The organism is Bradyrhizobium sp. URHC0002, assembly GCF_054059515.1.
This window is the reverse complement of the sequence record NZ_JBSSCF010000001.1, coordinates 5335989-5349331: the sequence shown is the minus strand read 5'-3', so window position 1 is coordinate 5349331 and position 13343 is coordinate 5335989. Positions and strand designations below refer to the sequence as shown.

Below are 13343 nucleotides of genomic sequence, written 5' to 3'. Positions count from 1 at the left end.
GTACATGGTGCGCGAAGCACTGCGACACAGTTCGCGGCTCGATCTGACCGTATGGTTCGGATAAATTGGGGACGTCGCCGACCTTATGGACGGCAACGTTGACCGTTGCCACGATCAGGCCCGACTCATCTCGCCGGCATTGCTAGTGCGACATCAAAACCCAGCAGGGCGGGTCTCCAACGACAGTATAGGTAGCACCAGGCATGAAGAACTCTCTTAGCCGAGAATGTCGATAGGCGCCCATCACCAAAAGATCTATCGCGTTATTTTTGACATGTGCTTCGAAGATCTTTCCAATTGACGCCCCAGCCTTGGGAATCGTTTCGAACCGCGCCTTGATGCCGTGCGCGGCCAGATGCTTGACGAGGGCTTCTCCAGATTCCCGCTCCGCCGGCGCTTCTTTGTCGGTCACTGTGAACACTTGCACTGTTTTGGCGCCTTGCAAGAACGGCATAGCATCCGCAACTGCCCTCGTGGCCTGCTGACTGTGATCCCAGGCAATTGCTGCATGATCAAACGAATTGGGTAACCGATCCGCCCTTCCTCCTGAAAAGATCAGGAGCGGGCGCCCCGATTGGAAGATGAGTCCTTCGACCACTTTTTCATGCATATCGTCAAATGGTCTGATGGGGACCAAAGAAAGATCAATCGTCCGTGCGCACTGTGCCAAATAGGACGAAAAGTCCTCCGGAACACAGCGCTTGGTTATTTTATCGTACGCGATGCCAGATTCACGCGCTGCAGCGTCCAAAACCGCCATCATCCGTTCAGCATTCTCAAGGCTCTTTTTATGCTCAGGCGGTTCAATCGTTAAACCGCCCGTGGAAAATGGCCTTGTAAGGTTGCCGTCCAGCGGACGAGCATCCACTTCAAACGAAACAGCGGTGATTCGTGCGTTCAAGTGCGCCGCTACCCATACGGATTGCTTTATCGCGGCTTCTTCGACTGCCACCGGATAGCTGATGAGCGGTAGTAAAATTTCGCGAATTGCCATGGTCATTCTCCCACGTGCTTTGCAATCTAAGGGACACGATCGAGACCAGACGTCGATCTACCTCAAAGAAGTCGGTAGGGCGAACTCGCTGGCAGAATCGCTAGGCTTGGGCTGCAGGCAAGAGATTATGAAGAGCAGATCTGATAGATGGACAACCGTACGCGCCAATCGGTCGGCCCCTTTGATTTAAGTCAAGTGATCACCAAGCGCATATCAAAAGCCGGGTATTATTCAGTCGAACGATTGAAGGTATGAGATTGAGCGATGGCGGACGACATCCACATGCAGCCGCCATGGCTGGTCGAAACCGCGATCGAGCCGAAGTCAAAGGCCGACCGGGAAAAGCTCGACATCGCGCTGGCGAAGCTTGCCGCCGAAGATCCGTCATTCCGCGTGACGACCGACCCGGAATCCGGCCAGACCATTCTCAAGGGCATGGGCGAACTCCATCTCGCCTCCAAGATCGACATCGTCAGGCGCACCCACAAGGTCGACGCCAATATCGGCGCGCTGCAGGTGGCGTTTCGCGAGCGTGTCACCCTGCGGGTCGAGCACAGCTACACCCACAAGAGGCAGACCGGCACTACCGGCCAGTTCGCGGCCGTGACCATCATCGTCGAGCCGAACGAGGCGGGTAAGGGCTACGAGTTCGAGTCGAGGATCGTCGGCGGCTCGGTGCCGAAGGAATACATTGCCGGCGTCGAAAAGGGTCTCGAAAGCGTGCTCTCGTCCGGCGTCGTTGCCGGATTCCCGGTGGTCGACGTCAAGGTCCAGCTCATCGACGGCAAGTACCACGACGTCGACTCCTCGACGCAGGCCTTCGAAATCGCGGCGCGCGCGGCCTTCCGCGAAGCGCTGCAGAAGGCCAAGTCCGTTCTGCTCGAGCCGATCATGAAGGTCGAAGTGGTGACCCCGGATGACTGTACGGGCCCGGTCATCGGCGACCTGAACTCACGGCGCGGCCAGATCCTGGGTCAAGACAGACGCGGCAACGCCAACGCCGTCAACGCGATGGTGCCGCTCATGCGCATGTTCGGATACGTGAATAACCTGCGCTCGATGAGCCAGGGACGCGCGACCTTCACGATGCAATTCGATCACTACGCTCCTGCATCACCTTCGCCCGAAGACGACCCGCCATTTCGGCCTGCGATAGGGATGCGAGCTTGAACGCCCGACGGTACGCGATGGCTGTTGCCTCTTCCCTTTGGGAAATCAGACCAGCTACCCTCCGACTTTGTACGCGTCCGTTCAAAATAGCTGCGAGCAAGATTGCACTCGGCTATAGTGATTAGTACGCGACGGTTGGAACCGATACCGCGACCACTTATTAGTGCGTGTACCTGCAACTGGCTTTGCTTAGGAGATCAGAACATGATTTCGCGCCCATTCGTTGGTCTAGCGCTGGCTGCTGCTGTGGCATTTTCCGGTCCCGCCTTGGCGAAGGACCGCGCCAACCCGATCAAGATGTTCGACACCGACAATGATGGTACCCTCGATCTGGCCGAGGTGAAGAAGGCCGCGTCCGCCATGTTTGCCAAACTTGACCCGGATCGGGACGGCACGCTCGATGCGCGTGAGTTGCGCGGCAGGTTGAGCGCCAAGGAGCTGGCTGCAGCCGATCCCGACCGTGATGGCACGCTGACGCTGGACGAATATCTTGCTGTCGTCGAGCAGCGCTTCAACGCAGCCAATCCGGACAAGGATGGAACGTTGGACGCCAAGGAATTGAGATCGCCCGCCGGACAGGCTCTGCTGCGGCTCATGAAATAGTGCCAACTTGGAGCAGCGATCCTCGCCGGCGCGCCGTCAACCGAAATCCGGCTGCCAGTCGCGAACCTCCCGCGCCGCCTTCGTCACGGCACCGATCGTGGGGAACGAAGCCGTCTCCACCATCATCGCACGCGCCAACCGCAAACTTCGCGCCTCGCAAATGGCCCGCCGCTTCGGGTCCTCGATCAATTCGAAATCGATATTGTGCGCCAGGCCCAGAATACGGCGGATGATTTTTGCGGCCGAGAACCCAACTGTGTCGCTAAATAGCCGCGCCACATAGGCCTGCCGTTCGATCTCCAGACGCGCCGCGCCGGCTTCACCCGCGAACAGGGTCGCCGGATAGGCGTCGCCTTGAGCTTCCGTCCGCCAGAGCTCGAGGAATTCATGGGCGAACGCCGTCCAGACGTTCTCGATCGTTTCCAGCACCCAGACCTCGAACAGCCGCCGTCCGCCGGGCGAGCGTTCGTGGCCGGCGGAGGCCAGATAGCTCATCAGGAGATTGGCGATGACCGCGCCGAGATCGAACCCCATCGGTCCGTAGAAAGCGAACTCGGGATCGATCACGACAGTCGAGCCTTCCGTCACCATGATCGAGCCGGTGTGGAGGTCGCCATGGATCAGGGCCTCCGGCGCGTTCAGGAATTTAACCTTCAGCCGCGAGATCGCGACGTGGAGGTCGAGATCTTCCCGAAACGCGGCCGCGGTCGCATCGAGCCAGGGCTGTGTCCAGCGGTTCTGCTCGGCCACGCGGTAGGGATCGGTGAAGATCAGGTCCTCGGTGATCTTGCACAGCGCATGGTTGCCCGCGAACGCCGCGATCCCCTCCTTCTTCCTGGCGGCAGGAAGCGCGAGGTCGGAAGAGAAAAACAGCGTGCGCGCCAGAAAGGTCGCGATGTCCCCGACAAAGCGCGGATAGAGCGTGCCGGCAACCAGCCCCTTGCGCATGATGATATGCGGCTCGATCAACTCCATGACGACGAGCGCGAGCCCCTCGTTGTGGTGCAGCACATCAGGCACCAGCCCGGGCGCCAGCCGCGCCTGATGCGTCAGCGCCAGGTATTCGTAGTGCGAGCGCGACAGCGGCAGCGGCCAGCTTTCGCCGACGAGCCGCACGTAAGGCAGCGCCTGCTTGACGGCGATGCCGCCCGCGTCCCCCTTGACGATGAACACGAGATTGAGGTTGCCGTCGCCGACCTCGCTGATCGACCAGACGGCCGGGGCGCCGCCAAGCCGGACCGCGACCGCCGGGACGCCAGCGAGGTAGTCCCGCAGGTCGGCCTCATGAAGAATTCGATATTCGTCCTGCCGGGGATCAGCCAATGATCGCTGCTGTGAACTCATCGCAGTCTGCCCCCCAATGCCGGTGCGAAAGGTCTCACGCACTCCCGCTCCAGGAAATTCGATCCGATATCGGCCTTTTTCTTGACCGGATCATAATCGCAAAACGCTGTCGGCGACCAGCGTTCGGCATTTGACCCAGTGTCCCAAATGAGCTGCGCGAGCCAGATGGTATGGCCACCACAGTCGAGGTCCTCAACAACATGCGACACCACATCAAACCCGTTCCTATCGAGCAATGATCGATATTCGGCCGGGTTGAGGCTCGCACGATACAGCCGCAGCGTATCCAGGGCTAGCTGCTGCCCGGGCGGCAGCGGCGTATCGTCGACGATGGTGTAAGGCGCGATCACGATCTTGTCGGGCCCGCGCTCTTTGACCGGGCCGGTATCGGGGATCCGCTGCACCAGGAACACCACCAGCTCGCCGGCGACCGGCGCCGGGATGCCCGGCTTGCCCATCATGTGGCTTTCGACGGCCGCGCGGTGGGCCTCGAGCGCGGCCGCGAACTCTTCCGGCGTGCAGCCGATGGCGGAAGCTTCACTTCGTACATTCGAGCCTCGGATCATCTAGCAACTGGTCGACCAAGCCGCCGCGAATAACGCGATCGACGATCGCGGCCGTAAGCGCATTGGGATGCTGGCGTCGGCGGATAGCCTAGCTGGCCAGCTCGAGGAAGACAGGACCGCGCAGCCAGGCATGGGCCACATGCGACGCCCGCGGCGTGGTTTTGACTTCGGTCGGTTCGCTCGAGGCCTCAGCCATCCCGCGTCCGCAAGCCGGCGGTCGTCACTTTTTTCGACCTGCCAAAATAGAATCCCAGGATGGTCGTCCAACCGGCCAACAGCTCACGCGGAATGTCTGCGGAATTCTTAAACACAACTACGTAACATATGACCAATGTGACGACTATTCCAATGAGCCCCGCAACATCCCAAGTGATATCGGCAATAACTTTGTCCATAATGCCTTCTCGGGGCGGAGTAGGCGCAGCGCGCTCTGCGTCTCTGATGGCGCGCAACAGCTCAGCGAAGTCCACGCTAGTGTCCTTCAATCGAGCTTGGATAGCCGGGTCCTTCATCAACTCCATTACGTACCGGCTCTGGTTGCGTTGCGGTATTGCTACCATGAGCACGATACCTGTTATGATCACTATGACCGTCAACAGGATAGTAATTTCGATCGAATGTTCCGATATCGTGTTCATCACTGTGCCCTCCCATGTCAGCCCAGTGTTGGTAGCTTCCGTCTGACAAGCTTCCGTGTCAACGACAGGTAGTGGGTGTCCCCCAGCACGGGCTGTGCTGCACGCGGCGCGGAACATGTCAGCGCTTGCGCGCCGCTGGCTCGACTGCAGAACGGAGGCAGGCGAGTCAAATCCTGGTGTCCGTTAAGGGCTGTTATCGGATGCCAGACTTCGACTATAAACGCAGTGGTGGCTGCCCATGGATTGGAAGATTGCCGCGCTATTAGTGCTTGCCGTCGGGTAAATGCTGATCCCGATTCTTTGGGACATTCTCGATCTTCGCAATTTCTTCAAAGTGGTTGACCCGGTCGCACGATGGACCGCGGTGGTTGGAACAGCGACCGTCGCATTGGTAATCGCGACGATCTACAATGCGATCATACTCCGCATTACAGACGATACGCTCCAATATACCGTTGAGGCCGCCAACCGGGCCTGGCTAGCACCAAGCCGGGGCGACTGGACGCGGCCGGTCGAGCACGCTGAAGGCCTGCCGCCACTCTCGACTACCGAAATGTGGGCAGAGAGCCCGCGACCAACGTTCACGTCGGCATGGGCATCATCGCACTACCCCTGAGCCGCCCAATCACGTCAATGCTCGAGTTCCCTGAAGCGCGCTGGCGGATAATCAACCTAGCAGCGCCGGCATGCGTAGACATCCAACCACCCGGAAGCGGTGGCAGCGTCATTTTTCCTTCTACGACGCATGAGAGCAGCGCAACCGGCGAGATTGCGATTGTAAAACCCTGGGACCGCGATCGTCTTTTGAGTGGCGAGTCCATCCTCGTGGTCACTGCCTCCCTAGTCTATCGAACATGGGGTAAAGTGCGCCGGACGTTTGTTTGCGAGTACCTTCAACCGGATCCGAATGTCCCGTCTCAGGCCTGGGAGTTCAGAGGTTGCCCGGTCGGCAATTCAGCAAACTAGAGAAATCCCCGCCTGCGTGACCGCCCAAGCCGCTTTCCCGGCGATCGTAGATCTTCAGCGTATCGACCTTCGCGTGGCGCGTGATCGGAGCATAGTCTTGAAGGCGCGGACGCCAGCGCGCCGGCGATCAGCGGATATCGACGGGTTTGCCGGCCTTCAATGCGCGCTTGATCGTGTCTTCCGTTCCGCCCTTGCGGTCAGGTGCAGGAAACGCGATCACCCGGTCGCAATCATCTGCGACAACCTAGTTGCGAGCGTAAAAGGCTTTCGTGAATTCGAACCGCTGCCTGCAGCCCGACGTGTCCGCCAAGTGTTCGATGATAGGTAGCCCGGCCTGGCGCGCGGCACCGACTGCCCATTTATCCGGGCCGTCGCAGCCTCCGGACACGACGATTGCGCCAACTGGCAGGGAATGCACAGCTGCAATGACCGCTGCCTTCACTGTTTCCGCCGAATGAGCTGCGCGAGCCAGATGGTATGGCCGCCGCAGTCGGGGTCCTCGACGACATGCGACACCTCGCGAAACCCGTTCCGGTCGAGCAATGATCGATATTCGGCCGGGTCGAGGCTCGCATGATACAGCGGCTCGCCCCCAAAACTCCCGATCGCCTCTCCATGCGCGGGACCGCTCGTAAACATCAGCGCCGCGTTCGGCGCAGCATGCGCGCGAAACACCGGAAACATCCGGCGCTGGTCGTCGTAACAGAGATGAAAGAAACTGTCCCACGCCAGGATGCCGGAAAAAGTCCGCTGCAAGGCAAGCCCGCGCATATCGCTGACGATCCATTCCTGCTTCGGAAACCGCTCGCGGCAGACATCGATCATGGCCGGGGAGGAATCGACGCCAACGACGGAATGGCCAAGCTCGATCAGGTACGCGGCCATTGGCGCTGCGGATCCACACCCGATGTCGAGGATCGGCGCAGCGGGCGGCAGCAGCGCCCGGAATCGGTCGAGCCAGGACTTTTCAATTAACCTGGTGCGTGCGCGGCTCTCGATCCAGTCCAGCGCCTTGCGCTGGTACAGGTCGATGATCCCTGCGGCATCTTCCGACGCCATTTGCCAACTCCCGCACCACGTATCGCCCGCGCCTAGAATGTTTCCCGTTCCAGGAAGTTCGATCCGATGTCGGCCTTTTTCTTCACGGGATCATAGTCGCAAAAGACGCTATCGGCGACCAGGGTGTAGCTCGGGAAGATCGTGTCCTTGTTCAGCTTGACGGAAGTCAGGCCGATGACGGCAGTCTGCTTACCACCCGTCCATTTGAACGGAGTCGTGCTCTGCACCCTCTCGCAGGCCGCGACCGCGTCGGCGAAGACCGAACTCTCCACAAAGGCCTTCACCGTCCGAAGCTGCCCCAGCGTCTTCCAGTTCATGTAGAAGGCGCCGGCAAGGCCTGCGGCGAGCAGAACCACAAGTAATAATAAAATACGCTGAAAATTCATTCATTTCCCCCAGCCGGAATGGACCGGCGCAAAATTAGCCGATCCCGCCGGATTTGTCAGAACCCGGATACTACCCAAGGAATCCTCCACCGGGCTATTGTCGCGGCAGCTTAGATGTGACTATCGGTATCTTTCGACCTTCAGGATCGGATCAGGGGCATCCGGTGACAACTGACGACCCAGACGCGATTGCATTGCGGCCCACCGTCATCGGCGGCGCCCGCCAGGACGACGACTATGAGGTAGTCTGGCGCGGCTTCCAGGTCGGACGGATGATGAAGCAGGCGGATGGTCCGCACTGGTGGTGGGCTTGCACCGTCTACGGGCTCCCTCCGACCCCAAATGACCGCGGGCCCGCCATCAATTACAAGGACTGCCAGGTCCGCTTCCGGCTCGCCTGGGCCAGAATCAGGCCATCGCTGACCAACGAGACCATCCAGGCCGCAACGCGGCACGCCCAAGGGCTGCTGGAGCAACAGGCGGCGAAGGGAGCCGAGCCCAAGGCACCTGAACCGCTTCAGGTGCTGGAGAACCATCGCGCAGCGCCCCGGCACCGGGTATTGAAGGCAGGATCCATCGAGTTCAATGGCGGCGTTATCGACTGCACCATCCGGAATGTATCGGACACCGGCGCTGCAATCGAAGTCGCCAGTCCGGTCGGCGTCCCCGACAGCTTCTGGTTGGTGGTCTCGGGCGATCATACGCGCCGCCACTGCCGGGTGGCCTGGCGAACGGACAAGCGGATCGGCGTCGCGTTCGATTAGAGCAGGATTAGGATAGTTGGGCCGTGACGACGGTCCATCTGGTGCCCCGGACGTAAGCGGCGTCAGTACCGGGAACCCGGGCCCATTCCACTTTGCATGGGGTTGTTTTCGAGATTTTGTGCCCGCGCTCTGCGGCGTGGGGTCAGAACGGCAGCCCCATCAGCTTCGACAGCCGCTCGATGTTCAGATAGCCTTGGTAATACGCCCACATGCCGATGCCGAAAACCACGCCCGATATCAGCGTGGTCCAGAGCAGCTTGTAGCCCATTCGCGCCATGACCGGGGCGCCGGGATCGGTGCCGGGCGCGCCCTCGCCGTCCTCATGCTGGCTGCGAACGCCGAACGGCAGGGTCACGAACAGCACGACCCACCAGAGCACAAAGTAGATCGCAAGCGCGGTGGAGATGCTGTAGGCCATCGCCGTTCAAGCCTGCTCGATTTCGACGAGCGCGCCGGAGAAATCCTTCGGGTGGAAAAACAGCACCGGCTTGCCGTGGGCGCCGATCTTCGGCACGCCGTCGCCGAGCACGCGCGCGCCCTCGCTGATCAGCCTGTCGCGCGCGGCGATGATGTCGGGCACGTCGTAGCAGATGTGATGGATGCCGCCGTCGGCGTTGCGCTCGACGAATTTGGCGATCGGCGAGGCCTCGCCGAGCGGCTGGATGAACTCGATCTTGGTGTTGGGCAGCGTCACAAAGACGGTGATGACGCCATGCTCCGGCAGCGGCACCGCGCCGGAGATTTCGGCGCCGAACGCACCGCCATAGATTTTTGCAGCCTTTTCCGCATCCTTGACCGCGATCGCGACATGATTGAGCCGGCCCAGCATGACACTTCACTCCCTGCTTCTTCCCGGCGCACCCGCTCGGTTTCGAAAACGCTTTCTACCTCAAACCGTCAGCACATGAACGAGGCAAATCGGCTTCTTGCCCCAGTTCTCGTTGATGACGGCCCGCACCGCGCGGCGCACCGATTCCGCCGTCGCGTCCGCATCGCGCCGCCGCGCCCGCGGCAGGTTTTCCACCGTCGAAACCACCGCATCGAACACGATTTCGTCGATCACCTCGCCGGCCGCATTCTTCTCGGGGATGCCGACGAGATCAACCTCGGGATCGTCGGCCAGTTCGCCCTTGTCGGTCATGGCGATCGCCACGAAGGCGCAGCCGGCAAATCCCATCCGCCGCCGCTCGACCACGGCGCGGGACTTGGAATCCTCCAGGATATTGCCGTCCTTGTAGAGCCGCCCCGACGGCAGTTCGTCGATGACGGCGGGATCGCCGGGACCGAGCTTGACCAGGTCGCCATTGCGGCAGATCAGCACCTTCGGCACGCCGGCGGTGCGCGCCAGCTTGGCGTGCTCGGACAGGTGCAGCGCCTCGCCATGGACGGGGATCAGGATCTGCGGACGCACCCATGAGATCATGTCGCGCAGCTCGTCGCGGCGCGGATGGCCGGAGACGTGGACGAGATCGGTGCGGTCGGTGATGACCTCGATGCCCTGGCTGACCAGGCCGTTGATGATGGCGCCGACCGCCTTCTCGTTGCCGGGGATGGTGCGCGAGGAAAAGATCACGCTGTCGCCCTTGTTCAGCGTCACCTGCGGATGGTCGTTATTGGCGATCCTGGCCAGCGCCGCCCGCGCCTCGCCCTGGCTGCCGGTGCACAGCGCCAGCACCTTGTCCGGCGGAAAATGCCCATAATAATCGGCGCCGCGGAAATTCTGCACGCCATCGAGATAGCCGGTCTCGCGGGCAACCTGCACCACGCGCTCCATGGCACGGCCGACCACGACCACCTCGCGGTCAGCGGCTTTGGCGGCATCCGCCACCGCTTTCACGCGCGCGACGTTGGAGGCAAAGGTCGTGACGGCGACCCGGCCCTTGGCCGCCTTCACCAGCTTGGCGATGGTGGCGGCAACTTCCGTTTCCGAGGGCGAGCGCCCTTCCCGCACCGCGTTGGTGGAATCCCCGACCAGCGCCAGCACGCCGGCATCGCCGAGTTCGCGCAGGCGCCGCTCGTCGGTCGGCAGGCCGATGATTGGCGTCGGGTCGATCTTCCAGTCGCCGGTATGGAGCACGGTGCCGACGGAGGTGTGAATCGCCAGCGCATGCGATTCCGGAATGGAGTGCGCGACGGGGATGAATTCGACGGTGAACGGCCCGAGATTGATCCGGCCGCCCGACGGCACCACGGTCACGGGGATCTTCGGCGGATTGCGCTCGGCGGCGCATTTGGCCTCGAACAAGGCCGCGCTGAATTTGGTGGCATAGACCGGGCATTGCAGCTTCGGCCAGAGGTCGATGATGGCGCCGAAATGGTCCTCATGGGCGTGCGTCAGCACCAGGCCCATCAGGTTCTTGCGCTCCTTCTCCAGGAAGCGGATGTCGGGCATGATCAGGTCGATCCCCGGCAAATGCTCCTCGTCGCCGAAGGAAACGCCGAGATCGACCGCGAGCCAGGACCGCTGGTTGCGGTTGCCCAGCCCGTAGATCGACAGGTTCATGCCGATCTCGCCGACGCCCCCGAGCGGCGCAAAGGTCAATTCATCCGGCCGCCCCATCAGGCTGCTCCTACCGACGCTGCCGTACCAAAAAAGACTTCGCCGGCCGTGATCGGCATGCGCCTGCCGTCCGCGGTGCGGACGATCAGACAGCCGGTATCATCGATCGTATCGAACGTGCCTTCCACCTTCGTGGTTCCGGTCTGGATCGCGACCGGCTCGCCGACGCCAAAGGCACGCTCCAGCCACAGCTTTCGGATTTCACTGAAGCCGCGGCCATTGTCCCAGATGCCGCGGAACTCGACCCAGGCATCCGACAGCGCGGTGAACAGCTCTTCCGCACCGACATGGACGCCTAACGCGGCCAGCGACGTGGCCGGCGTCGGCGTGCCCTCGGGGGCGGCGATGATGTTGGTGCCGATCCCCGCCACAACGGCAAGGCCGCCGTCTGTCATGGCCTCGGCCTCCACCAGCAAACCGCAAAGCTTCTGCCCGCGGACCAGAATGTCGTTCGGCCATTTCAGGAGATATTGCAATTGATCCGATCCGGCCAGCCGCAGGTTGGCCTCGACGCTGACACGCTGCAGCGCGCTTTCATGCGCCAAACCAAAGGCGAAGCCCATGGTCGCCGCAACAGCGGGAGAAACATCCATGACCTCGAGCACGCTGCTGGCGAGGTTGCCGCGCGGCGCGACCCAGGCACGCTGCCGGCGGCCACGGCCCGCCGTCTGTTCCGTGGTGACGAACCAGGTCGGACCGCGCTCGCCCTGGCGCGCGTGCGCCATGGCTTCCGCATTGGTCGAACCGGCCTGATCGAAGGCAATGAGGCGGTGGCCCACCGCTGTAGCCCGGGGACCGAGTACGAAAGTCATCCTGGAAACAGCGACTTCGCCGCCGTCGTGGCGACGCTGACCAGCGGCCCCGGGTAGACGAAGAAGAAGATGTTGAAGATGCCGGCGACCGCAAGCACCGTGCGCAGCTCGATGCGCATCGGCTCGATCTCGCCGGCCGGCTCGTCGAAGTACATCACCTTGATGATGGTGAGATAGTAGAACGCGCCCACCACGCTGGAGAGCACGCCGACGACGGCGAGCGTGAACAGGCCTGCCTTGATCGCGGCGACAAACACGTACCATTTGGCGAAGAAGCCTGCGAGCGGCGGAATGCCGGCCAGCGAGAACAGCAGCATCGCGAAGAAGAACGCCAGCAGCGGATTGGTGCGCGACAGACCTGAAAAATCGCTGATCTGCTCCATCGGCTGACCGGCGCGCTTCATGGACAGGATCACAGCGAAGGTGCCGAGCGTCATCGCGACATAGATCGCGATATAGACCAGGACGCCCTGCGCGCCCTCCACGGTGCCGGAGGCGAGCCCGACCAGCGCAAAGCCCATATGGCCGATCGACGAATAGGCCATCAGGCGCTTGATGTTCTTCTGCCCGATGGCGGCGAACGAGCCCAGCGCCATCGAGGCGATCGCGACGAAGACGAGGATCTGCTGCCATTGCGGGACGATGCCGGGGAAAGCCGTCAACGTCACACGGGTGAACACGGCGAGCGCTGCGACCTTCGGCGCCGAGGCAAAGAACGCCGTGACCGGCGTCGGTGCGCCCTCATAGACGTCGGGTGTCCACATGTGGAACGGGACGGCGGACACCTTGAAGCAGAGCCCGGCCAGCAGGAATACGATGCCAAACACGATGCCGACGCTGCCGGTTTTCACCGCCGCCGCGATGCCGGCAAATCCGACCGTGCCGGTGAAGCCGTAGATCAGCGAGGCGCCGTACAGCAGCATGCCGGAGGACAGCGCGCCGAGCACAAAGTACTTCAGGCCGGCCTCGGTGGATTTGGCGTTGTCACGGTTAGAGGCGGCGACCACGTAGAGCGCGAGGCTCATCAGCTCGAGCCCGAGATAGAGCATGATCAGGTCGGCGGCCGAGATCAGCACCATCATGCCGAGCGTGGAGAGCAGCACCAGGATCGAATACTCGAAAATGCGCCGCGACGGATCGGACAAAAACTCCGTCGACAGGATCAGCGTCACCGCCGAGCCGATGATCGCAAGGGTCTTCAGGAAGCGGGCAAAATCATCGACGATGAAGCTGCCGCCGAAGGTCGCGAGCTTGCCGGTCGGCAGCATCAGTTCCAGTGCGCCGGTGACGACCAGCAGCACCACCGCAAGCGTGGTGACGAGCCTGGTCGTTCCCTCGCCGCGATAGGCGCCGAGCATCAACAGCACCATGGCGCCGACGGCCAGCACCAGCTCCGGCAGCACCGGCAGCAACTGATAACCTGCACTTGAGAAGCTCATGGCGGACTTATCCTTGACGCGTTTTCTTCATGCGAACCGGTT

Annotated in this window: 15 protein-coding genes; 4 read left to right on the top strand and 11 right to left on the bottom strand. The window is 61.8% G+C overall.

Annotated features, from left to right (window positions below):
- Positions 1-142: 142 nt before the first annotated feature.
- Positions 143-994 carry a universal stress protein gene (locus tag ACVWVY_RS26090; protein WP_456629049.1) on the bottom strand — a complete coding sequence of 284 codons (852 nt, stop codon included), beginning with the start codon at positions 992-994 and terminating at the stop codon, positions 143-145.
- Positions 995-1270: 276 nt separating this feature from the next.
- Between ACVWVY_RS26090 and ACVWVY_RS26085 the strand changes: the two genes are divergently transcribed.
- Both ACVWVY_RS26085 and ACVWVY_RS26080 read left to right on the top strand, forming a co-directional pair.
- Entirely contained in the window at positions 1271-2164 is an 894-nt protein-coding gene (locus tag ACVWVY_RS26085) for a hypothetical protein (protein ID WP_456632310.1), read from the top strand.
- 204 nt (positions 2165-2368) lie between these two features.
- Positions 2369-2767, top strand: coding sequence for a calcium-binding protein (locus tag ACVWVY_RS26080; protein ID WP_456629048.1), 399 nt, complete (start codon positions 2369-2371; stop codon positions 2765-2767).
- 36 nt (positions 2768-2803) lie between these two features.
- Here ACVWVY_RS26080 and mtnK read toward each other — a convergent pair whose 3' ends face one another.
- The 3 genes from mtnK to ACVWVY_RS26065 form a co-directional block, all read right to left on the bottom strand.
- On the bottom strand, positions 2804-4111 hold the full coding sequence (mtnK, locus tag ACVWVY_RS26075) for an S-methyl-5-thioribose kinase (RefSeq protein WP_456629047.1): 1308 nt from the start codon (positions 4109-4111) through the stop codon (positions 2804-2806).
- Positions 4108-4572, bottom strand: a complete 465-nt coding sequence (locus ACVWVY_RS26070; protein WP_456629046.1) for a hypothetical protein — start codon at positions 4570-4572, stop codon at positions 4108-4110. The genes mtnK and ACVWVY_RS26070 overlap by 4 nt, the downstream gene beginning before the upstream one ends.
- Positions 4573-4865: 293 nt before the next feature.
- Positions 4866-5315: a hypothetical protein gene (locus ACVWVY_RS26065; protein ID WP_456629045.1), complete on the bottom strand. Its 450-nt coding sequence runs from the start codon at positions 5313-5315 to the stop codon at positions 4866-4868.
- A 283-nt stretch (positions 5316-5598) separates the two neighbouring features.
- Here ACVWVY_RS26065 and ACVWVY_RS26060 point away from each other — a divergent pair, with 283 nt between their 5' ends.
- A complete protein-coding gene (locus tag ACVWVY_RS26060) occupies positions 5599-5931 on the top strand; it encodes a hypothetical protein (RefSeq protein ID WP_456629044.1) in 333 nt (110 codons plus the stop codon).
- A gap of 788 nt (positions 5932-6719) precedes the next feature.
- On the opposite strand, the gene ACVWVY_RS26055 is transcribed toward ACVWVY_RS26060, so the two are convergent.
- Together ACVWVY_RS26055 and ACVWVY_RS26050 are read right to left on the bottom strand one after the other, a co-directional pair.
- Positions 6720-7340 carry a class I SAM-dependent methyltransferase gene (locus tag ACVWVY_RS26055; RefSeq protein WP_456629043.1) on the bottom strand — a complete coding sequence of 207 codons (621 nt, stop codon included), beginning with the start codon at positions 7338-7340 and terminating at the stop codon, positions 6720-6722.
- A 32-nt stretch (positions 7341-7372) separates the two neighbouring features.
- Entirely contained in the window at positions 7373-7726 is a 354-nt protein-coding gene (locus ACVWVY_RS26050; RefSeq protein WP_456629042.1) for a hypothetical protein, read from the bottom strand.
- Positions 7727-8250: 524 nt separating this feature from the next.
- Here ACVWVY_RS26050 and ACVWVY_RS26045 point away from each other — a divergent pair.
- On the top strand, positions 8251-8490 hold the full coding sequence (locus ACVWVY_RS26045) for a PilZ domain-containing protein (RefSeq protein WP_426538048.1): 240 nt from the start codon (positions 8251-8253) through the stop codon (positions 8488-8490).
- Between the two features lie 142 nt (positions 8491-8632).
- Here ACVWVY_RS26045 and ACVWVY_RS26040 read toward each other — a convergent pair whose 3' ends face one another.
- From ACVWVY_RS26040 to nuoN, 5 genes are read right to left on the bottom strand one after another with little or no spacing between them, the layout of a single operon-like run.
- A complete protein-coding gene (locus tag ACVWVY_RS26040; protein WP_456629041.1) occupies positions 8633-8908 on the bottom strand; it encodes a DUF1467 family protein in 276 nt (91 codons plus the stop codon).
- Positions 8909-8914: 6 nt separating this feature from the next.
- Positions 8915-9319, bottom strand: coding sequence for a methylmalonyl-CoA epimerase (gene mce / locus ACVWVY_RS26035; protein WP_108516251.1), 405 nt, complete (start codon positions 9317-9319; stop codon positions 8915-8917).
- A gap of 60 nt (positions 9320-9379) precedes the next feature.
- Positions 9380-11050, bottom strand: coding sequence for a ribonuclease J (locus ACVWVY_RS26030; RefSeq protein ID WP_456629040.1), 1671 nt, complete (start codon positions 11048-11050; stop codon positions 9380-9382).
- Entirely contained in the window at positions 11050-11862 is an 813-nt protein-coding gene (locus ACVWVY_RS26025) for a biotin--[acetyl-CoA-carboxylase] ligase (protein ID WP_456629039.1), read from the bottom strand. Before ACVWVY_RS26025 ends, ACVWVY_RS26030 begins: the two co-directional genes overlap by 1 nt.
- Complete coding sequence (gene nuoN / locus ACVWVY_RS26020; RefSeq protein ID WP_456629038.1) at positions 11859-13301, bottom strand: NADH-quinone oxidoreductase subunit NuoN; 1443 nt, start codon at positions 13299-13301, stop codon at positions 11859-11861. Before nuoN ends, ACVWVY_RS26025 begins: the two co-directional genes overlap by 4 nt.
- Between the last annotated feature and the right edge of the window lie 42 nt (positions 13302-13343).

Excerpts from the sequence above, each read along its gene's own strand:
- ACVWVY_RS26090 (WP_456629049.1), bottom strand. The coding sequence starts at position 994 with ATGGCAATTCGCGAAATTTTACTACCGCTCATCAGCTATCCGGTGGCA.
- ACVWVY_RS26080 (WP_456629048.1), top strand. The coding sequence starts at position 2,369 with ATGATTTCGCGCCCATTCGTTGGTCTAGCGCTGGCTGCTGCTGTGGCA.
- mtnK (WP_456629047.1), bottom strand. The coding sequence starts at position 4,111 with ATGAGTTCACAGCAGCGATCATTGGCTGATCCCCGGCAGGACGAATAT.
- ACVWVY_RS26070 (WP_456629046.1), bottom strand. The coding sequence starts at position 4,572 with ATGATGGGCAAGCCGGGCATCCCGGCGCCGGTCGCCGGCGAGCTGGTG.
- ACVWVY_RS26065 (WP_456629045.1), bottom strand. The coding sequence starts at position 5,315 with ATGAACACGATATCGGAACATTCGATCGAAATTACTATCCTGTTGACG.
- ACVWVY_RS26060 (WP_456629044.1), top strand. The coding sequence starts at position 5,599 with ATGCTGATCCCGATTCTTTGGGACATTCTCGATCTTCGCAATTTCTTC.
- ACVWVY_RS26055 (WP_456629043.1), bottom strand. The coding sequence starts at position 7,340 with ATGGCGTCGGAAGATGCCGCAGGGATCATCGACCTGTACCAGCGCAAG.
- ACVWVY_RS26050 (WP_456629042.1), bottom strand. The coding sequence starts at position 7,726 with ATGAATTTTCAGCGTATTTTATTATTACTTGTGGTTCTGCTCGCCGCA.
- ACVWVY_RS26040 (WP_456629041.1), bottom strand. The coding sequence starts at position 8,908 with ATGGCCTACAGCATCTCCACCGCGCTTGCGATCTACTTTGTGCTCTGG.
- mce (WP_108516251.1), bottom strand. The coding sequence starts at position 9,319 with ATGCTGGGCCGGCTCAATCATGTCGCGATCGCGGTCAAGGATGCGGAA.
- ACVWVY_RS26030 (WP_456629040.1), bottom strand. The coding sequence starts at position 11,050 with ATGGGGCGGCCGGATGAATTGACCTTTGCGCCGCTCGGGGGCGTCGGC.
- ACVWVY_RS26025 (WP_456629039.1), bottom strand. The coding sequence starts at position 11,862 with ATGACTTTCGTACTCGGTCCCCGGGCTACAGCGGTGGGCCACCGCCTC.
- nuoN (WP_456629038.1), bottom strand. The coding sequence starts at position 13,301 with ATGAGCTTCTCAAGTGCAGGTTATCAGTTGCTGCCGGTGCTGCCGGAG.